At 44.1% G+C, this 18,553-nt stretch carries 18 protein-coding genes and 8 tRNA genes; 17 read left to right on the top strand and 9 right to left on the bottom strand.

Annotated features, from left to right (window positions below; genetic code table 11):
* A partial coding sequence (locus AB4209_RS00005) for a LuxR C-terminal-related transcriptional regulator (protein WP_372054374.1) occupies window positions 1-573 on the top strand: 573 nt, incomplete at its 5' end.
* Window positions 574-675: 102 nt separating this feature from the next.
* Here AB4209_RS00005 and AB4209_RS00010 read toward each other — a convergent pair.
* A tRNA-Pro gene (locus AB4209_RS00010) sits at window positions 676-752 on the bottom strand.
* Between the two features lie 255 nt (window positions 753-1,007).
* On the opposite strand from AB4209_RS00010, the gene AB4209_RS00015 reads away from it, so the two are divergent.
* The 3 genes from AB4209_RS00015 to rluF all read left to right on the top strand — a co-directional run bounded on the left by AB4209_RS00015 (window position 1,008) and on the right by rluF (window position 3,210).
* Window positions 1,008-1,148 (top strand): DUF3149 domain-containing protein, encoded by a 141-nt coding sequence (locus tag AB4209_RS00015; protein ID WP_017062321.1) that lies wholly within the window; start codon window positions 1,008-1,010, stop codon window positions 1,146-1,148.
* Between the two features lie 170 nt (window positions 1,149-1,318).
* Window positions 1,319-1,900 carry a DNA endonuclease SmrA gene (smrA, locus tag AB4209_RS00020; RefSeq protein ID WP_017062320.1) on the top strand — a complete coding sequence of 194 codons (582 nt, stop codon included), beginning with the start codon at window positions 1,319-1,321 and terminating at the stop codon, window positions 1,898-1,900.
* A 176-nt stretch (window positions 1,901-2,076) separates the two neighbouring features.
* The gene (rluF, locus tag AB4209_RS00025; protein ID WP_017064161.1) at window positions 2,077-3,210 is read left to right on the top strand and encodes a 23S rRNA pseudouridine(2604) synthase RluF; all 1,134 of its coding nucleotides are present in this window, start codon (window positions 2,077-2,079) and stop codon (window positions 3,208-3,210) included.
* A gap of 103 nt (window positions 3,211-3,313) precedes the next feature.
* Here the strand turns inward: rluF and ybaK are convergent, their stop codons facing one another.
* The 8 genes from ybaK to hemA form a co-directional block, all read right to left on the bottom strand.
* A complete protein-coding gene (gene ybaK, locus AB4209_RS00030; RefSeq protein ID WP_050651812.1) occupies window positions 3,314-3,787 on the bottom strand; it encodes a Cys-tRNA(Pro) deacylase in 474 nt (157 codons plus the stop codon).
* Window positions 3,788-3,905: 118 nt separating this feature from the next.
* Window positions 3,906-5,567 carry a bifunctional UDP-sugar hydrolase/5'-nucleotidase UshA gene (gene ushA / locus AB4209_RS00035; RefSeq protein WP_017064163.1) on the bottom strand — a complete coding sequence of 554 codons (1,662 nt, stop codon included), beginning with the start codon at window positions 5,565-5,567 and terminating at the stop codon, window positions 3,906-3,908.
* Window positions 5,568-6,021: 454 nt separating this feature from the next.
* Window positions 6,022-6,876, bottom strand: a complete 855-nt coding sequence (kdsA, locus tag AB4209_RS00040; RefSeq protein WP_017069619.1) for a 3-deoxy-8-phosphooctulonate synthase — start codon at window positions 6,874-6,876, stop codon at window positions 6,022-6,024.
* A gap of 22 nt (window positions 6,877-6,898) precedes the next feature.
* A complete protein-coding gene (locus AB4209_RS00045; RefSeq protein ID WP_017062315.1) occupies window positions 6,899-7,708 on the bottom strand; it encodes a SirB1 family protein in 810 nt (269 codons plus the stop codon).
* 27 nt (window positions 7,709-7,735) lie between these two features.
* Entirely contained in the window at window positions 7,736-8,119 is a 384-nt protein-coding gene (locus tag AB4209_RS00050; protein ID WP_009848726.1) for a SirB2 family protein, read from the bottom strand.
* Between the two features lie 194 nt (window positions 8,120-8,313).
* Window positions 8,314-9,174, bottom strand: a complete 861-nt coding sequence (gene prmC, locus AB4209_RS00055; protein ID WP_017062314.1) for a peptide chain release factor N(5)-glutamine methyltransferase — start codon at window positions 9,172-9,174, stop codon at window positions 8,314-8,316.
* 5 nt (window positions 9,175-9,179) lie between these two features.
* Window positions 9,180-10,268: a peptide chain release factor 1 gene (prfA, locus tag AB4209_RS00060; protein ID WP_017062313.1), complete on the bottom strand. Its 1,089-nt coding sequence runs from the start codon at window positions 10,266-10,268 to the stop codon at window positions 9,180-9,182.
* Between the two features lie 28 nt (window positions 10,269-10,296).
* Complete coding sequence (hemA, locus tag AB4209_RS00065) at window positions 10,297-11,556, bottom strand: glutamyl-tRNA reductase (RefSeq protein ID WP_017062312.1); 1,260 nt, start codon at window positions 11,554-11,556, stop codon at window positions 10,297-10,299.
* Between the two features lie 160 nt (window positions 11,557-11,716).
* On the opposite strand from hemA, the gene lolB reads away from it, so the two are divergent.
* The 13 genes from lolB to AB4209_RS00130 all read left to right on the top strand — a co-directional run bounded on the left by lolB (window position 11,717) and on the right by AB4209_RS00130 (window position 18,507).
* On the top strand, window positions 11,717-12,364 hold the full coding sequence (lolB, locus tag AB4209_RS00070; protein ID WP_017067135.1) for a lipoprotein insertase outer membrane protein LolB: 648 nt from the start codon (window positions 11,717-11,719) through the stop codon (window positions 12,362-12,364).
* Window positions 12,361-13,236 (top strand): 4-(cytidine 5'-diphospho)-2-C-methyl-D-erythritol kinase, encoded by an 876-nt coding sequence (gene ispE, locus AB4209_RS00075; protein WP_170962373.1) that lies wholly within the window; start codon window positions 12,361-12,363, stop codon window positions 13,234-13,236. Before lolB ends, ispE begins: the two co-directional genes overlap by 4 nt.
* Window positions 13,237-13,263: 27 nt before the next feature.
* Window positions 13,264-14,208, top strand: coding sequence for a ribose-phosphate pyrophosphokinase (locus AB4209_RS00080; RefSeq protein WP_004739814.1), 945 nt, complete (start codon window positions 13,264-13,266; stop codon window positions 14,206-14,208).
* A gap of 223 nt (window positions 14,209-14,431) precedes the next feature.
* Window positions 14,432-15,022 (top strand): aminoacyl-tRNA hydrolase, encoded by a 591-nt coding sequence (gene pth / locus AB4209_RS00085; protein ID WP_004739815.1) that lies wholly within the window; start codon window positions 14,432-14,434, stop codon window positions 15,020-15,022.
* A 10-nt stretch (window positions 15,023-15,032) separates the two neighbouring features.
* Entirely contained in the window at window positions 15,033-16,124 is a 1,092-nt protein-coding gene (gene ychF, locus AB4209_RS00090) for a redox-regulated ATPase YchF (protein WP_010439159.1), read from the top strand.
* Window positions 16,125-16,404: 280 nt separating this feature from the next.
* Window positions 16,405-16,481: transfer RNA gene (locus AB4209_RS00095), tRNA-Met, on the top strand.
* A gap of 65 nt (window positions 16,482-16,546) precedes the next feature.
* A tRNA-Leu gene (locus tag AB4209_RS00100) sits at window positions 16,547-16,631 on the top strand.
* Window positions 16,632-16,660: 29 nt separating this feature from the next.
* Window positions 16,661-16,735 (top strand) — tRNA-Gln (locus AB4209_RS00105).
* 77 nt (window positions 16,736-16,812) lie between these two features.
* A tRNA-Met gene (locus AB4209_RS00110) sits at window positions 16,813-16,889 on the top strand.
* A gap of 72 nt (window positions 16,890-16,961) precedes the next feature.
* Window positions 16,962-17,046: transfer RNA gene (locus AB4209_RS00115), tRNA-Leu, on the top strand.
* 42 nt (window positions 17,047-17,088) lie between these two features.
* Window positions 17,089-17,163 (top strand) — tRNA-Gln (locus tag AB4209_RS00120).
* Window positions 17,164-17,217: 54 nt separating this feature from the next.
* Window positions 17,218-17,302 (top strand) — tRNA-Leu (locus AB4209_RS00125).
* A 158-nt stretch (window positions 17,303-17,460) separates the two neighbouring features.
* Window positions 17,461-18,507 carry a lactonase family protein gene (locus AB4209_RS00130; RefSeq protein WP_017062324.1) on the top strand — a complete coding sequence of 349 codons (1,047 nt, stop codon included), beginning with the start codon at window positions 17,461-17,463 and terminating at the stop codon, window positions 18,505-18,507.
* Window positions 18,508-18,553 lie beyond the last annotated feature (46 nt).

Below are 18,553 nucleotides of genomic sequence, written 5' to 3' on the forward strand. Positions count from 1 at the left end.
CAAAGTATGCTCCCGCCCTGGGAAAGGCTCAGTGCTAAATCCCTAAAAAACGATGACTTAGTTCTGATTATTATTGATTTCCCGACAATGAGTAAGCAATACATTGAGAAATACCAGGAGCTCAGAGATGACGTAGCAAGTGATGTCCATGAAGTGCTACTCAATACACCAGGCGATTTCCCGCACTCTGAAATGCTTAAATGGCAGTATCTTGTCGGCATTTTTTATACGTCGGACACCCTTGAAAAGCTCGTGGCCGGCTTTAACTGCATTTTGCAAGGCGAGATGTGGATGAGCAGAAAGCTGATCTATAAATACATCCGTTTTTATAGAGACAGACAATGCGCCAAAACCAGCCCTCATTACCTCAAGCTGACCAAACGCGAGCAGCAGATCATTAAGTTACTCGGTGATGGAGCATCTAACACTCAGATAGCAGATACCCTCTATGTCAGTGAGAATACGGTCAAAGCACACCTTCACAACACGTTTAAAAAAATCAAGGTGAAGAATCGCTTACAAGCTTTGATCTGGGTTAAGAACAACGTTGCGACAAATGAGTTTGTCCAATAGACCTAACTCTCTGCCCTCAACCATAAACAGTCAATGCAGTTAGAATGTAGAAATCCCAAATACAAAAAAGCCGTAGCATCTCTGCTACGGCTTTCTTTAATGTGGTCGGTGAAGAGGGATTCGAACCCCCGACCCTCTGGTCCCAAACCAGATGCGCTACCAAGCTGCGCTATTCACCGAGATATCTAACTGGCTCATTGCCTGTCGATGGAGCGTATAATACGGGTTCTGAATTTATCCGCAAGGGCTTTTTCTCATATTTATTGCGATTTTGAATCGTTCGAACAAAAGACATACAACAACGAGCATGATGTGACGAAAAACACACAGTTACCAACAAGTATTTAACTTATGAAACAGGATTGATCCAGATCAGTGAATTGATAATGCTTGTTAATACACTAAGCCATGTCATATAACTTTGAGGTATACACATGGACTTTTGGCTAGATCTCCTATTTGGTAATGCGGTGGGACTATCTTCAATGATAGTAATCTTCGGGGCTCTGGGTCTCATGATGTTTTATGGAGGCTTCTTCATATACAAAGTTATGACTGAAAAATCTCCTCACTAGAATCGCTCTGCCTAAATCATTTACTTTTAAGTATTCTTTTACTTTATAAGTAAATGTCAAAACGCTTTGCACCGGAGCAGACTTATTGTCTTCTCCGGTTTTTTCATTTTTAAACCTAACCTCAACTTAGGTATACTTACCCTATCCTTCTCCAACTTGAGATACACACTATGTCTCATGATGATGACTTAGATCTATTCCAAGAAATGATGGGCGATGTTAAACGTATCGACCATGACACCGCTGAACACCAGAAAGTACACCGAGTCACCGAATCTCACCTTGCTAAGCGTGAAGCCGCTATGTGGCTGTCTGACGACGAGAAAGACTACTTATCATTAGACTATTCGCCAATGATCAAGCCAGACGATGTTGTTGCTTATAAAAAAGACGGTGTACAAGAAGGCGTATACAAAAAGCTGCGCCTAGGAAAATACCCTATTCAAGCCAAGCTCGACCTTCATAGGAAAACACTGAAAGACGCACGTAACGAAGTGCTTTCATTTTTGCGTCAGTGTTTAAGAATGGATGTTCGTACCGTCATCATTGTTCATGGTAAGGGTGAGCGTTCGAATCCACCTGCAATGATGAAAAGCTACGTGGCAAATTGGCTAACACAAATCAACGACGTTCAATGTGTTCATTCTGCTCAGCAATTTCATGGTGGTACGGGCGCAGTCTACGTAATGCTCAGAAAGAGTAATGAGAAAAAGCTAGAGAACAGAGAGCGCCATCAAAAACGCACCAGTTAATAGGTTGAGATAGATAAATGGACTAGTAACGATTTTGCATCAAGATCGATATTTCGTGCCTAGACTCACACCAAGTGCTAAAATTACCTCAGTTAACGAATTTCAACTCAAAGCAACTATCCAAAGGTTGCTTTTTGTTTATCTACATTTCCGTTGTGAAACGCTAAGAGAATATCATGTCACAAGAATCCCAAGCTAAACGCCTTAATAAATACATCAGTGAAACTGGTTTTTGCTCACGCCGCGAAGCCGATAAACTGATTGATGCAGGCCGAGTTACTATTAACGGTAAGATCCCTGAAATGGGTACTAAAGTCTTGCCAGGTGATGATGTTGAGATCGACAATAAGCCTGTTCGCTCAAAAGAGAAGCCGATTTACATTGCTCTCAATAAACCAACAGGTATCACCTGTACGACTGAGCGTGATATTCCTGGCAACATCGTCGACTTTATTGGCCACCACAAGCGCATTTTCCCGATTGGTCGTCTAGATAAGCCTTCTGATGGCCTTATCTTCCTAACCAATGACGGCGACATCGTAAACAAGATCCTACGTGCAGGTAACAACCACGAGAAAGAATACGTGGTGCGTGTAGATAAGCCGATTACGACGGAATTCTTGAAGCAAATGGGCGCTGGCGTTCACATTCTCGATACAGTCACTTTGCCATGTAAAGTAGAGAAAGAGACTAAGTTCTCATTCCGAATTACGCTAACACAAGGCCTTAACCGCCAAATTCGCCGTATGTGTGAAGCGCTCGGTTATGAAGTATTTAAACTGCGTCGTGTTCGTATTATGAATATCTCACTAGACGGTATTCCTAACGGCAAATGGCGCTACCTGAGCGACGAAGAGATCACTGAAATTTTAGCGATGTGTGAAGGCTCAGTAAGTACGGAAGATGCGTCAAAAATGAACGCGAAAGGTCAACGCATTCGCAAAGCGACTGACGCGAAACTTTTTGATAGCCGTGAAGAGAACCAAGCTTCAACAGCGCGCCGTAATCAAAACGAGAACCGTACACGCACCTACCGCGGTAACAATGCGGATGAATTCCGTCATGCACCTAATTCAAAGCGTGGCCGCAATTCATCGAATGGTGAAAGCGGTGGTAATACCGAGAACTGGAAATCGAACTCTCGTTCAGAGCGTTCTAATTCAGATAGAAATCGTTCGGATCGCAATCGCACAGATCGCGATAATACCGATCGTAGAAGCGGGAAGCCGGCAAACCGCAGCCAAGATTCAAACAGACCGAACAAACCTGCACCAAAGCGTGTTGGTGGTACTTTAGGTCTGAAGAAGTAGTCTGAATCAGTAAGACGAGACTCTCGATATAAAAACGCCCGCTAGATTAGTCTAGCGGGCGTTTTTGTTTGTCATTCGATAGTTTTATCATCATGACAACAATCTATAAACATAGATCAGCAAACTGGCCGCGAGTCAGCAGTGTTAAGTCTTTTGGGTCTAATTCAATCTCTAGCCCACGCTTACCTGCACTCACACATATCGTTTCAAAACCTGTCGCACTGGAATGAACGAAGGTAGGTAGTGCTTTCTTCTGACCAAGCGGACTAATTCCCCCCACGACATAACCCGTGGTTTTCTGAGCAATATCTGGATCAGCCATCTCTGCTTTTTTGCCTTTCGCCGCTTTTGCTGCCAGCTTTAGGTTTAGCTTCTGGTCGACAGGAATAACGGCGACTGCCAAATCTTTCGCCACACCATTCAAGCAGAACAACAGCGTTTTGAATACACGTTTGGGATCTTGACCAAGCGCTTCAACGGCTTCTAAACCATAGTTCGTATTATTGGCATCATGATGGTACTGATGCACGCTATGAGCGATTTTCTTTTTCTTGGCGAGATTGATTGCTGGGGTCATAACAAATCCAAACGATAGATAAACAAAAAGCGACGCCGAGGCGTCGCTTTAGTTAAATTTATCATGGTGCTAGAGTCAATCTAATTTAGCACCTATTGATACAATTGCTTGGATTCAATTACTTGTAAACCATTTGGCCTGAAGGCGCGTACTTGTTCACGTCAACCGGGCTGTTTGCTTCTAGGTACTCTTTCAGTACTTCAGCATCAACAAAACCAGTATTTACGTAACCTGGGTGATCAGACAGTTTAGGGTAACCGTCACCACCAGCAGCGTTAAAACTTGGTACTGTGAAACGGTAAGTTTCGTCTAGACGAAGCTGTTTGCCACCGATGAATACATTCGATACTTCACCGTTCGCTACTGTCATAGAGATACCAGCAAACTGAGCGTAAGCACCAGAATCGATTGGTTTAGTCGCTACTACATTTAGGTAATCCAGAACTTCTTTACCCGTCATGTCTGTGTAAGTCAGGATGTTTGCAAAAGGCTGTACCTTCAGTACATCTTTGTAAGTAACATTACCGGCTTCAATTGAGTCACGAACGCCACCAGAGTTCATCACAGCGAAGTCTGCTTTTGCACGCTCCATGTGAGAAGTCGCAATCAAACGACCTAGGTTGGTCTGTTGGAAACGAACGACGTTACGATCGCCTTCAAGCTTGCCATTTGTCTCAGCGATTTGAACTTCTAGCTGTGCCTGACCTTGCTCTTGGAAAGGACGTAGGAATTCAAGTAGCTCTGGGTCTTGTGCGATTTCATCTTGAATAAGAACACGTTGCTTCTTACCGTCGATCTTAACTTTCTTCTTAAGGTTAACTGGAATCAGGTCGTAGCTCACCATCTCTAGCTCGCCATTACGGAATTCGTAATCAGCACGACCTACGTACTTGCCCCACTCGTGAGCTTGAACGATGTAAGTACCGTTCTGTACGTCAGGCTTACACTCATCACCCGGCTTGAAGTTTTTCTTCGCAACGTTAGGGCCTTCCATACATACAGGCTCTTGAGAGTGACCACCAACGATCATGTCTAGATCGCCTTCGTTTAGGTAACGAGCAAGTGCGACATCACCCGGAGCATTAACACCACGTTGGCCATTTTCGTAGTGACCCATATGAGTCACAGCAAAGATTAGATCCGGTTTTTCTGTTTCTTTAAGTTCAGCGATTAGCTTCTTCGCTTCTTCTTTAGGATCACGGAAGTCGATGCCTGCGATAAATTCAGGGTTACCAATCTTTTGGGTATCTTCAGTTGTTAAACCAATAACCGCAATCTTGATGCCTTGCTTTTCGAACATCTCGTAAGCTTGGAACTTACGTTCACCTGTCGCTTTATCGTAGATGTTTGCAGATAGCATTGGGAAGTTAGCCCAGTCGATCTGCTTTTGTAATACGTCTAAAGAGTTATCAAACTCGTGGTTACCCAATGCCATGGCATCGTAACCAATTTTGTTCATACCTTTAAAATCAGGTTCTGCGTCCTGAAGGTCTGACTCTGGAACACCCGTGTTGATGTCACCGCCAGATAGAAGCAACACGCTACCGCCTTCTGCTTCAACTTCTGAACGAAGTTGGTCAACTAGCGTTTTACGTGCAGACATGCCGTATTCGCCATATTTATTCTGCCAGAAACGACCATGGTTATCGTTTGTGTGAAGAATCGTTAGCTTGTAAGTTTCGTCTTGGTTCCAATCATGAGCTGATTGAGACGCACACCCAGCTAGAGTAGCTAGAATTGCAGCACTTAGTGCTGTCTTTAGAATAAGGCGTTGCTTCATTGTCATACCTTTGAACTTTTTAGGGAATCCACTGCTTTTTATAATCTATTGCGACCCCTTTCCTGGAGTTCGAACAATAAGACTTCAACATGACTAATCTTAAATTAACATTCTAGATGTAACACGACGATTTCATATTTATGTCGAATTGGTCACGCATAGGTCAACAGTTAAGTGTAACAAAATTATGAGATTACACTCAAACTTCCCCTGCATCACAAGCAATCGTTTACTTACAAAGTGTGATGAATATCAGCAATTTACTGCAAACAGGACTGACCTCACACTCATATAAGAGTTTCTTAGGTAATAACCCGCCACGTTAACAACTCTTTAAATGAACGGTTTATGTTCGGCTGCTTTTACGAGATTAAAAAAAGCCCAATTCAGAGAACTGGGCTTTCTTAGATCAACTTTGTGAAATAACGTTTCCGTTACTTCACATCCATCTCAATTATTTAATATCAATATGCTCAAAGCCTTTGATAAGGTCATCAAGTGCTTTCATCTGCTTCAAGAACGGCTCTAGTTTGTCTAGAGGTAGCGCAGATGGGCCATCACAACGAGCTTGGTCTGGGTTTGGGTGAGCTTCAATGAACAGACCCGCAATACCCGTAGCAAGACCCGCTTTAGCAAGTTCAACCGTTTGCTCACGACGACCGCCAGATGCAGCACCTGATGGGTCACGCATTTGTAGAGAGTGCGTCACGTCGAAGATGATTGGGCTACCGTTTGAAGACTTCTTCATTACGCCAAAGCCAAGCATATCCACAACAAGGTTATCGTAACCCATGCAAGCGCCACGCTCACAAAGGATGATGTTGTCATTACCGCACTCAGCGAACTTATCAACGATGTTGCCAACTTGATTCGGGCTCATGAACTGAGGCTTCTTCACGTTGATTACTGCGCCAGTCTTAGCCATTGCTTCAACAAGATCAGTTTGACGAGCTAGGAATGCAGGTAGTTGGATTACATCAACCACATCCGCAACAGGCTGAGCTTGAGCTTCTGTGTGGATATCAGTAATGATCTTCACGCCGAAAGTATCTTTCAGCTCTTGGAAGATTTTGAGACCTTCTTCCATTCCTGGACCACGGTATGAATGAACTGAGCTGCGGTTCGCTTTATCAAAAGACGCCTTAAATACGTAAGGGATGCCCAGCTTCTCGGTTACTTTTACATAGTGCTCACAGATCTGCATAGCAAGATCACGAGATTCAAGAACGTTCATGCCTGCAAATAGCGTAAATGGCTTGTCGTTAGCAATTGGCATATCGCCAATGTGAACTGTTTTTTGTTCCATCATATTCTCTCTAAATAATTATTAATTAGTGAACGACCACTGTCTTTTCGTTCATGACGTTCACTTGAGATTTCAGTAACTCAGATGCCGGGTCATCTGGGCATTGGTCGATAAAGTATTGATAATCGGTTGCGGCTACTTGGTGACAGTCTAGCTGCTGATAGATAAAACCGCGGTCACGGATTTCATACGGATCATCCGGCACAAACGTTAACGCAAGATCGGTACACTTCAATGCAAGTGTATAACGCTCTTCTCGCAGCAGTGCACTCTTGAGCAGGGCTAACCACTTACCAATAATCGTTGGGTGGTCGGCGACTTCTAGGTGCTCAGGTTTCACCTTAGCGAGTGGGCCATCATGGCCAATTAGCCATGCTCGCAGCGTTTGTTCGCCAACGTACTCACCGTTATAAGGGTTAATGTAGGCCGCAGCTTGCCCGTACCAACTTACTTTAAGTAAGAATTGAGTCGGAAAAGAGACGCCCTCTACAGGAAAGCCTAGCTTGCGACCTAGAAAAAGAAAGATCGCCCCCAGACTCACTGGAATGCCTTTCTTTCTCTCAAGCACTTTATCGATGAACGCGTTTTCCGAAGAGAAATACGCATCTTTATCGCCAGCAAAGCCCCACTCATAAAAGAATAGTCGAATAAAAAATTCAAACTTCTGCTGTTCATCGGTTTCATTAACCAAAGCAAACTCGGCGTCTTTTAACAATCTCGCCAGCTCTTGCTCTGCCCAACTGTCTTGAGTTTCTGGGTTAATCGCTTTATTTAAGATCAATGCACCTTCAGCTAATTCTAGCTGGTCAAAGTCTTCATCAAAAAATTCGTACATAGATAGTTAACCGAAATAAGGAGATAATTAACCGAAAAATGTTGGTGTCTTGGTCATTGCGATTTTGCCTGCCATCGCTAACCAGCCAAGCGCACCAAAGAAAGAGAATACTCTCAGTAGCTTGTTTTTACCTAACTTAAGCGCAAAGAAACCTAATGCGATGTAAGCCATAACACAAGTTAGTTTTTCGGTTAACCATGGTGCTGCTGGTGTAAATGGAATAAAGCCAGTGATGAAAATCAAACCAATACCCGATAGCAATAGCAACGAGTCATTGATATGAGGGAAACGCTGCAAGAAAGGATGCTTAAGCTTAGGTGAGTTAGCCATCATAAGAGCGAAACGAATCGAGAGAAGTAGCGCACTTATAGCAATCGTTAATAGGTGAAAATGTTTTAGACCTTCGTACATGGTATTCCTTTATATTTTTATATGTGCTTTCGTTAACACGAGCCTCACAATACCCGTTAATGCTCTGTATTTCTGCGTTAATTCTCTGTATTTCCGCGTTAAGTGCATTATCGAGTTAAGTGTATTGTCGAGTTAAAGGTATCAATTTAGCAAGTTCATCATCCATTGCTCACAAGACGATTAACAATCACTAACTATGAACAGTAACGACCCAATGTCACTCGGTCATTACCACCGTAATCTTTCTCTGTGACAACATCGAGATAACCGAGCGCCTGCATAATCTCACGAACTGCCAAACCTTGGTCATAGCCGTGTTCAAATGCTAACCAACCTTCATTTTCCAAAAAGCCACGTGCGTTTTCAGAAATGTATCGAATATCTGCAAGCCCTTTCTCTTCAGCAACCAGTGCTGTGATCGGCTCAAAACGCACATCGCCTTGAGACAAATGAGGATCATTCTTCTCAATGTATGGCGGGTTAGAAACAATCAGAGAGAATTTCACAACGCCTTCAGAGCTCAAAGGCTCAAACCAACTACCATGCAAAAAAGTCGCATTGGTGATGTTGAGACGCTGTGCATTCTCTGTCGCAAGCTGCTGCGCTTCAGGGCGAAGATCAATACCCGTCACCTGTCGATTCGGCATCTCAGACGCCAATGCTAACGCGATAGCACCTGTACCTGTCCCTAAATCGAGAATCGCGCCTTGCTTGCCAAAGGTTTTATCCAACGCTACTTCAACCAAACGCTCGGTATCTGGGCGTGGGATTAATGTAGAAGGGGAAACTTTTAACGGCAGTGACCAAAACTCACGCTCACCGATAATGTAAGCCACAGGCTCACCGGTTAAGCGACGTTTTAGAAGGGCATTGAATTCAGACTCTTGCTCAGAGGTGAGATGCTTCTCAGGCCAAGTCAGTAGGTAAGATCTTGGTTTATCTAAGGCGTGACAAAGCAGTACCGCGGCATCAATAGAGGGTGATGTGTTATCACCCTCTTGAAGCTTTACGATTGCTGCTTTTAAAGCACTTTCAACCGTATATGCTGACTGCATACTGGTTAGTTGTTCTCTGCAAGTGCAGCAAGCTGATCGGCTTGGTGCTCTTGAAGTACAGGATCAAGCAAGCTTTGCATGTCACCTTCAAGTACTTCGTTAAGACGGTAAATTGTAAGGTTGATACGGTGATCCGAAACACGGCCTTGTGGGTAGTTGTACGTACGAATACGGTCACTACGGTCACCCGAACCTAGTAGATTACGACGTGTATCAGAAACCGCTGCCGCGCGGCGCTCTTCTTCTGCTTGAACAATACGAGCAGCAAGAACAGCCATCGCTTTCGCTTTGTTTTTATGCTGAGAACGCTCGTCCTGACACTCTACTACTGTACCCGTTGGTAAGTGAGTAATACGGATTGCTGAATCCGTGGTGTTAACGTGCTGACCACCCGCGCCTGATGCACGGAAAGTATCAATTTTAAGGTCGCCCGCTTTGATTTCTGGAAGATCCGCTTCTGGGATCTCAGGCATAACCGCAACCGTACATGCTGACGTGTGAACACGGCCTTGAGATTCGGTTTCAGGTACACGTTGTACACGGTGACCGCCTGACTCAAACTTCATGGTGCCGTAAACAGCGTCGCCACTAACCTTAGCGATCATCTCTTTGTAGCCGCCTTGCTCAGAAGCATTGCTGCTCATGATTTCAACACGCCAACCTTTCTTCTCAGCAAACTTAGAGTACATACGGAACAGGTTGCCCGCGAAGATACCTGCTTCATCACCACCCGCACCTGCGCGGATTTCTAGGAAACAGTTACGCTCATCGTTTGGATCTTTTGGAATCAGAAGGATCTGTAGCTCATCAGTCAGACGCTCAATTGCTGCTTTCGCATCTTTGATTTCATCTTGAGCCATTTCACGCATTTCTGCGTCGTCTTCGTTTGCCATCTCTTCAGCAGCTTCTAGATCTTCTTTCGCTTGCTGGTATGACTGGAAGCAAGCTGTCACTTCTTCAAGTTGAGAGTATTCTTTCGAAAGTGCACGGAATTTGTCTTGATTCCCGATTACATCTGGATCACCAAGTAGATGTTGAACTTCTTCATAGCGTTCAACAAGTGTTTCAAGCTTTACTAGAATCGAGGCTTTCATAATGTCTTATCTTGTTGGAGGTCTAATATTATTGAGGGTTTTCTAAGCCCAAACTCTGTCTAATGACCATTAATTTTGCAGGTTCTCCTTGCTCAGCTGCACTTTGAAGTGCGCGCGTTGGAGCATGGATCAATTTGTTTGTGAGCTTATTGCTGAGCTCGAGTAAAACTTTTTCAGGGTCACCGCCAGCGGCAAGCGATTGTAAACTTTTACTTAATAATTCTTCGCGGATTTCGTTAGCCGATTTACGGTAATCTCGAATACTGTCTACCGCTTGTAAAGAGCGCATCCAACTCATGAACGCGGCACTTTCTTCACTGACGATCGCTTCAGCTTGAATCGCTTCAACTTTACGTTGTTCGATATTGCCATCAACAATCGACTGCAAATCATCAACCGAATAAAGGTAGGCATCATTTAGATCACCAACCTGCGATTCCACATCACGTGGAACGGCAATATCAACCAATAACATCGGCTGATGCTTTCTTGTTTTTAGAGCAGTCTCAACCATACCCTTACCGATAATAGGCAATGGACTTGCGGTTGAGCTAATTACGATGTCCGCTCGATGAAGATGATCAGGGATCTCATTCAAGCTGATCACTTCAGCACCAAATTCTTCTGCTAGCCCTAGAGCACGTTCTCGAGTTCGGTTCGCCACAATCATTTTTGTACAGCCATTCGCCGAAAGGTGCTTAGCCACCAGCTCAATGGTTTCACCCGCACCAACCAGTAACACGGTTGAATCTGCGATGGATTCAAAAATATGCTTGGCTAAGGTACAGGCTGCGTAAGCTACAGAAACCGCGCTTCCGCCGATTTCAGTTTCAGTTCGAACACGCTTCGCAACAGAAAATGATTTCTGGAATAGTTTTTCCATTGAAGCATCAACGGATTTGTTCTCTCGCGAGTCCGTATACGCTTGCTTCACCTGACCTAAGATCTGCGGTTCACCCAAGACTAAAGAGTCCAAACCACAAGCAACGCGCATTAAGTGTTTAATCGCCGCCTGCTCTTCATGGATATAAAGGCTTGGCTTTAGCTCTTCTGGGCTAACTTGATGGAAAACCGACAACCAATCGATGAGTTTGTTTTTAGCCACGCCTTTAACGTCGCAATACACTTCAGTTCGATTACAGGTAGAAAGTATGACACTTCCATTCACGTGTGCATTTGCGTTAAGTTGCTTGAGTGCCTCAGATAATTTATCTGGACCAAAAGCGACTTTTTCTCGCAATTCAACCGACGCTGTATTGTGATTGATACCTACGGCAAGCAAAGACATGTATCAGAAGTTCTCGATCAGGGAATGGAAACAAGGGGCGAATTTTACTTGATGCATGGCTCTATTTAAAGAGCAAGCGGGATTTGTTTTCCTGAGTTCGTGAATTCAATGCTATAGTTGAAGCGTTTTTTAGATAAATTTGAACAAGTTGTGAGCAAACATGAGCAAGCTTCTCAAAATCGCGTCTCTTATTTTTATGGCCATAACTATGGTGGGTTGCTCGTCTATCCCAGAACAACCAACCAGCGTTGAATGGCAAAGTCATCAAGATCGGCTTTTACAGATAGACAACTATCAAGCCTCAGGCAAGCTCGCTTACATTTCCCCAGAGCAACGTCAAAGCCTAAATTTCATTTGGAAACATTCACCAAATCAAAGTCAATTAAGGCTCACTACTTTTCTCGGTCAAACTGCACTGAACCTAACCATAGATCCATCGGGTGCAAAAGTCGTGACCTATGGCGATCAAGTATTTACTCATGCGAGCGCTTCAGTCTTGGTTGAGCAGCTGACAGGTTTACAGATCCCTATTGATCACCTGCCACAATGGTTCCTTGGCATTCCAGACCAAGCCGATAGCTACCAATTGAACACGACCAACACGCTTGAATCTCTCACCAAACAAGTCAGCAACCAATTATGGACACTGAGTTTTGCTAACTATCGCAATACAGAGATGCCGAATAAGCAACTATCGGGTGAAGACAACACTAAGGTAGAGATAATCCCACTCCCTACTCGATTGTCATTCAAGCAAGACAATAACAAAATCAACATTGTAGTTTCGAAGTGGACACTGAAAAGATGATAACAACGCCAACCCATTGGCCTTCTCCGGCTAAACTGAATTTATTTCTCTATATCACTGGTCGACGTGACAATGGCTATCACGAACTTCAAACTTTATTTCAGTTTGTCGATTTTGGTGATGAACTGACGGTTACCGCAAACTCAGAAACTAGCTCGATAACAATCACACCAGAAATCCCTGGGGTAGCACTTGAAGACAACCTGATCTGGAAAGCCGCTACTGCGCTACAGCAATATACCTCAACCTGTTTCGGTGCCGATATTGAACTCAAGAAAGTACTGCCTATGGGTGGCGGTATTGGCGGAGGCTCTTCAAATGCAGCAACCGTGTTGGTCGCTCTGAATTATTTATGGCAACTCAACCTGTCAGACGATCAACTCGCCGAGATCGGTTTGAAGCTTGGTGCTGACGTTCCTGTCTTCGTTCGAGGCCACGCCGCCTTTGCTGAAGGGGTTGGAGAACAATTGTCACCAGCTAATCCGGATGAAAAATGGTATCTAGTCGCCAAACCTCAAGTGAGCATAGCAACTGCAGACATATTCAAACATTCAGAATTAACTCGAAATACGCCAAAGCGAGCGCTAGCAACGCTTCTAGAGCAAGAATACGTAAACGATTGCGAAAAAATTGTGCGAATGCTGTACCCAGAGGTTGATAAGCAACTTTCATGGCTGCTACAATACGCGCCGTCGAGATTGACTGGTACAGGTTCGTGCGTTTTTGCTGAATTTAACAGCAAAAAAGAAGCCGAATTGGTGCGAGAACAACTGCCTGACACAGTTTCCGCTTTCGTAGCGAAAGGAAGAAACATTTCTCCTTTAAAAGAAACTCTGGCTGAATACCAATCAGCCCACCCACAATCTATTTAAAACTGGACGCAACCCGAGGTTTCCACCGTGCCTGATATGAAGCTATTTGCTGGTAACGCAACACCTGAACTAGCCCAACGTATTGCTGATCGTCTATACATCTCTCTTGGCGATGCTACTGTAGACCGTTTTTCTGATGGCGAAGTCGCTGTTCAAATCAATGAAAACGTTCGTGGTAGCGATGTATTCCTGATTCAATCAACTTGTGCACCAACCAATGACAACCTTATGGAATTGGTGGTAATGATTGACGCAATGCGCCGTGCTTCTGCTGGCCGTATTACTGCTGTAATCCCTTACTTCGGTTATGCCCGTCAAGATCGTCGTGTACGTTCTGCTCGTGTGCCAATTACTGCAAAAGTTGTTGCAGACTTCCTTTCTAACGTTGGCGTTGACCGCGTTCTTACTATCGACCTACACGCAGAGCAAATCCAAGGCTTCTTCGATGTACCTGTTGATAACATCTTCGGCACTCCAGTTCTTCTAGAAGACATGGCTAACCGTGGCCTAGAAAACCCAGTAGTGGTTTCTCCAGACCTTGGTGGTGTTGTACGTGCTCGTGCAACGGCTAAAGCGCTAGGTGATGTTGACATCGCTATCGTTGATAAGCGTCGTCCACGTGCTAACGTTTCTGAAGTAATGAACCTAATCGGTGATGTTGAAGGTCGTGACTGTGTTATCGTTGATGACATGATCGATACGGGTGGCACACTATGTAAAGCAGCTGAAGCGCTTAAAGAGCGCGGTGCTAAGCGTGTATTCGCTTACGCAACTCACGCTGTTTTCTCTGGTACTGCTGCGAACAACATCAAGAACTCTGTTCTAGACCAAGTTATCGTAACGGATTCTATCTCTCTATCTCCAGAGATGGCTGCGACGGGTAAAGTGACAACACTTAGCCTTTCTCGCATGCTTGCTGAAGCGATTCGTCGTATCAGCAACGAAGAATCAATCTCAGCGATGTTCAACTAATCAAAGCCCAATAGCTTTTTTTACAAAAGCTTGGTTTTAGAAACACGCGAGAGAAAGATATTAAGCACTTCAGTCAATGAAGTGCTTTTTTTATGTCTGAGTAATATTGCACTGCTAGTTATCACAAACAGGAATAATCGCGCAGCTATCAGCTAGCTCGCACCTTTTTCATAAACTGTGATATCATACGGCGCTTTTTGAAATCCCAAGAGAGATCCATACCTTGAGCCAACAAATAAAACTTCTCGTTGGACTGGCTAATCCAGGTCCAGAATACGCCAAAACTCGCCACAACGCGGGCGCTTGGGTAGTTGAAGAATTAGCGCGTGTACATAACGTGACACTAAAGAACGAACCAAAGTTCTTTGGTCTAACGGGTCGTATCATGGTTCACGGTGAAGATCTTCGTTTGCTGATCCCAACGACTTTTATGAACTTGTCAGGCAAAGCAGTTGCAGCCTTAGCAAAGTTCTACCAAATTAAACCAGAAGAGATCATGGTCGCTCACGATGAGTTAGATCTGCCTCCTGGTATTGGAAAGTTTAAAAAAGGTGGTGGTCATGGCGGACATAATGGTCTGAAAGACATCATCAGCAAGCAGGGTAACAATAAAGAATTCTATCGTCTTAGATTAGGCATCGGCCATCCAGGACACAAAGATAAAGTTGCAGGTTATGTATTAGGCAAAGCTCCTCAAAAAGAGCAAGAGTGTATCGAGGCCGTCGTTGACGAATCGGTTCGCAGCCTAGACATCTTATTAAAAGATGGCCTACCAAAAGCACAAAATCGCTTACATACGTTCAAAGCAGAATAAGGTTTATATCATGGGTTTTAAATGTGGCATCGTTGGTCTACCAAACGTTGGTAAGTCAACTCTGTTTAACGCACTGACTAAAGCAGGCATCGAAGCAGCAAACTTTCCATTTTGTACGATCGAACCAAACACAGGTATCGTTCCGGTTCCAGATCTACGCTTAGATGCATTAGCAAAAATTGTTAATCCACAGAAGATCCTTCCAACGACAATGGAATTCGTAGATATCGCGGGCCTAGTTGCTGGCGCATCTAAAGGTGAAGGTCTTGGTAACAAATTCCTAGCTAACATCCGTGAAACTGACGCTATCGGTCACGTTGTACGCTGCTTTGAAAATGAAAACATTGTTCACGTTGCTGGCAAAGTATCTCCAATTGAAGATATCGAAGTGATCAACCTAGAACTTGCACTGGCTGACTTAGACAGCTGTGAGCGTGCAATTCAACGTAACGCGAAGAAAGCGAAAGGCGGCGACAAAGACGCTAAATTCGAAATCACTGTACTAGAAAAGCTACTTCCAGTTCTAACTGAAGGTGGTATGGCACGTACTGTTGAACTTGGCAAAGAAGAAGCGGCAGCAATCGGCTACCTAAACTTCCTAACGCTTAAGCCAACAATGTACATCGCAAACGTTGCAGAAGATGGTTTTGAAAATAACCCATACCTAGACGCTGTTCGTGAATACGCAGAAAACGAAAACAACGTTGTTGTTGCTGTTTGTGCAGCAATCGAATCAGAGCTTTCTGAGCTTGATGACGAAGATCGCGAAGAGTTCCTTGCGGATATGGGTATCGAAGAACCAGGTCTTAACCGAGTGATCCGCTCTGGTTACGAACTACTGACTCTTCAGACTTACTTCACAGCTGGTGTTAAAGAAGTTCGAGCTTGGACAATCCCTGTAGGTGCAACTGCGCCACAAGCAGCGGGTAAGATCCACACAGACTTCGAGAAAGGTTTCATCCGTGCTGAAGTTGTTGGATTCGATCACTTCATCGAATTTAACGGTGAGAGCGGTGCGAAAGACGCAGGTAAATGGCGCCTTGAAGGTAAAGAATACATCGTTAAAGATGGTGACGTTGTTCACTTCCGCTTCAATGTATAATTCTGATTAAACATCTAGAAAAAAGGCCAGTGAATTCACTGGCCTTTTTGTTTTTCCCCTTTCTAAATTGTCCCTCACCAGAAACTTAACTTCCTATATATATCGCCTTTTAGACCTGTTTTTTGTCGACAAATACGCCTCTTTGCCTAAAAAGAAACCGAACAGATGTTTATTCGCGATTTATTCAAAAAAAAAGTTGACGGGTTTCACTCAACTCCGCATAATGCGCCCCGTTCACAGCGAAGCGGCAACGTTTCGAAATGAGCAACAATATGGAAATGGCTACTTAGCTCAGTTGGTTAGAGCACATCACTCATAATGATGGGGTCGCAGGTTCAAATCCCGCAGTAGCCACCATTTCCTAAGCACTCTATTTGATATTAAAGTTTGTCTTTAGTAACAAAGAGTTTTTAGGAAATAACGCGGTCGTGGCGGAATTGGTAGACGCACCAGATTTAGGTTCTGGCGCCGAGAGGTGTGAGAGTTCAAGTCTCTCCGACCGCACCATATTGAGATATCTTAATTGATATCATTGTTGGGCTATCGCCAAGCGGTAAGGCACCGGCTTTTGATGCCGGCATTCCCTGGTTCGAATCCAGGTAGCCCAGCCACAATTTAAAGTGTAATTATCTTTAAAAAGATAATGGCATTGAAAGCAAGATTATATTATATTGTCTCGCTCTCAGATGGCTACTTAGCTCAGTTGGTTAGAGCACATCACTCATAATGATGGGGTCGCAGGTTCAAATCCCGCAGTAGCCACCATTCTTTCTTCGAGAAAGAAAAGACAACGTTGTATTGAATCACCAATATTCAGTATGACTATAAAGATTTGCTGCGGTCGTGGCGGAATTGGTAGACGCACCAGATTTAGGTTCTGGCGCCGAGAGGTGTGAGAGTTCAAGTCTCTCCGACCGCACCATTATTTAGAATGTGTTTCTTTCATTAGATGACCATTCATTGTTGGGCTATCGCCAAGCGGTAAGGCACCGGCTTTTGATGCCGGCATTCCCTGGTTCGAATCCAGGTAGCCCAGCCACATTACAACGTTATATTGAATCACCAATATTCAGTATGACTACAAAGATTTGCTGCGGTCGTGGCGGAATTGGTAGACGCACCAGATTTAGGTTCTGGCGCCGAGAGGTGTGAGAGTTCAAGTCTCTCCGACCGCACCATCATTAAATAGAACCCAGCTTTTTAGCTGGGTTTTGTTTTATCTGGAATATGCAAATCTGCTAGCCAAGTCACCAAGTATTCTCTTCTATAACCTCACTTTTAATACGATTTTATAAGACAATGTCAGCTCCATTTTCTAATTGAGTATGACTAGCCTATGAAACCCCTCCCCTTAACGATCGGTTGCTACACAGATACACCAAGTAAAAGCCGAGGTGTTTATCAAACTCAGTTAGATCTAGAAACAGGAAAACTATTACCTCTAGAGCTGATCATCAAATGTACTAACCCCTCTTTTATTACTGTAACAAAGACTGGGATCTATACTGCATCGGAAGTGGACCAGCAAAAACAGCCCCAGCTCATTCATATACCTAATGTTGATTCACAGCTAACACACAATACAAGCCTCATCTCGGGAGATCACCCTTGTCACGTCGCGATAGATCCACACAATAAGTTTGCTATCACGTCGCAATACTCATCAGGCACATTCGATATTTTTAGCTTAAGTATCAACGGCAGCATCGATAAACGACTCAAAACAATCCAGATGGTTGGTTCCGGGCCAAACAAAGAGAGACAAACTAGCCCACACGCCCATCAATGCCTGTTCTTACAAAACTCACCACAGTTTGTGACTGTCGATCTCGGCACCGATCGCATCAACTTCTATTGCTTTGATGAAGAGCAAGAAGAGTTCCTTGATGAGCCAATGCAGTCTATTAAGGTGCCCGCCGGCAATGGACCTCGCCATTTAATCTTTAACAAAGCTGAAGACAGAGCCTATGTGGTCTGTGAACTCTCTGAAACGTTGCTGACTTTGGAAAAGGTTTTAGGCATTTGGAATGTAGTGGAAGAGATTGATGCATTGCCTAATATGGAGAAGGGAGAAGCCGCAGCTGCGATTAAGCTATCGCCTGATGAGCAATTCCTTTATGTGTCATGTCGACACCAATCAAGAATCAGTAGCTTCAAAATCGACTCTGAGACTCAAAGGCTGACTTTCATTGATAGCTACGACACTGAAGGCAAATTCCCAAGAGACTTCCATATAACGAACGATGGGAAATGGCTTATCGCCGCCAACCAGCACTCCAACAACATCACCTCATTCAAGCGAGATAATGAAGATGGGTCTTTGGTTTATACAGGGTACTCTTTAGAGATCGATGCACCGGTTTGTGTGACGCAACAGCGATAGTAGTCATCTGATACAAAAAAGGAGAGCATTCGCTCTCCTTCTCTTT

Source organism: Vibrio sp. 10N.286.48.C11 (assembly GCF_041469805.1).
In the GTDB taxonomy this organism is placed as follows: Bacteria; Pseudomonadota; Gammaproteobacteria; order Enterobacterales; family Vibrionaceae; genus Vibrio; species Vibrio crassostreae_C.

What these genes read in the sequence shown, in the direction of transcription:
- AB4209_RS00015 (WP_017062321.1), top strand. Translation starts at nt 1,008, where the DNA reads ATGGACTTTTGGCTAGATCTCCTATTTGGTAATGCGGTGGGACTATCT.
- smrA (WP_017062320.1), top strand. Translation starts at nt 1,319, where the DNA reads ATGTCTCATGATGATGACTTAGATCTATTCCAAGAAATGATGGGCGAT.
- rluF (WP_017064161.1), top strand. Translation starts at nt 2,077, where the DNA reads ATGTCACAAGAATCCCAAGCTAAACGCCTTAATAAATACATCAGTGAA.
- ybaK (WP_050651812.1), bottom strand. Translation starts at nt 3,787, where the DNA reads ATGACCCCAGCAATCAATCTCGCCAAGAAAAAGAAAATCGCTCATAGC.
- ushA (WP_017064163.1), bottom strand. Translation starts at nt 5,567, where the DNA reads ATGAAGCAACGCCTTATTCTAAAGACAGCACTAAGTGCTGCAATTCTA.
- kdsA (WP_017069619.1), bottom strand. Translation starts at nt 6,876, where the DNA reads ATGATGGAACAAAAAACAGTTCACATTGGCGATATGCCAATTGCTAAC.
- AB4209_RS00045 (WP_017062315.1), bottom strand. Translation starts at nt 7,708, where the DNA reads ATGTACGAATTTTTTGATGAAGACTTTGACCAGCTAGAATTAGCTGAA.
- AB4209_RS00050 (WP_009848726.1), bottom strand. Translation starts at nt 8,119, where the DNA reads ATGTACGAAGGTCTAAAACATTTTCACCTATTAACGATTGCTATAAGT.
- prmC (WP_017062314.1), bottom strand. Translation starts at nt 9,174, where the DNA reads ATGCAGTCAGCATATACGGTTGAAAGTGCTTTAAAAGCAGCAATCGTA.
- prfA (WP_017062313.1), bottom strand. Translation starts at nt 10,268, where the DNA reads ATGAAAGCCTCGATTCTAGTAAAGCTTGAAACACTTGTTGAACGCTAT.
- hemA (WP_017062312.1), bottom strand. Translation starts at nt 11,556, where the DNA reads ATGTCTTTGCTTGCCGTAGGTATCAATCACAATACAGCGTCGGTTGAA.
- lolB (WP_017067135.1), top strand. Translation starts at nt 11,717, where the DNA reads ATGAGCAAGCTTCTCAAAATCGCGTCTCTTATTTTTATGGCCATAACT.
- ispE (WP_170962373.1), top strand. Translation starts at nt 12,361, where the DNA reads ATGATAACAACGCCAACCCATTGGCCTTCTCCGGCTAAACTGAATTTA.
- ychF (WP_010439159.1), top strand. Translation starts at nt 15,033, where the DNA reads ATGGGTTTTAAATGTGGCATCGTTGGTCTACCAAACGTTGGTAAGTCA.
- AB4209_RS00130 (WP_017062324.1), top strand. Translation starts at nt 17,461, where the DNA reads ATGAAACCCCTCCCCTTAACGATCGGTTGCTACACAGATACACCAAGT.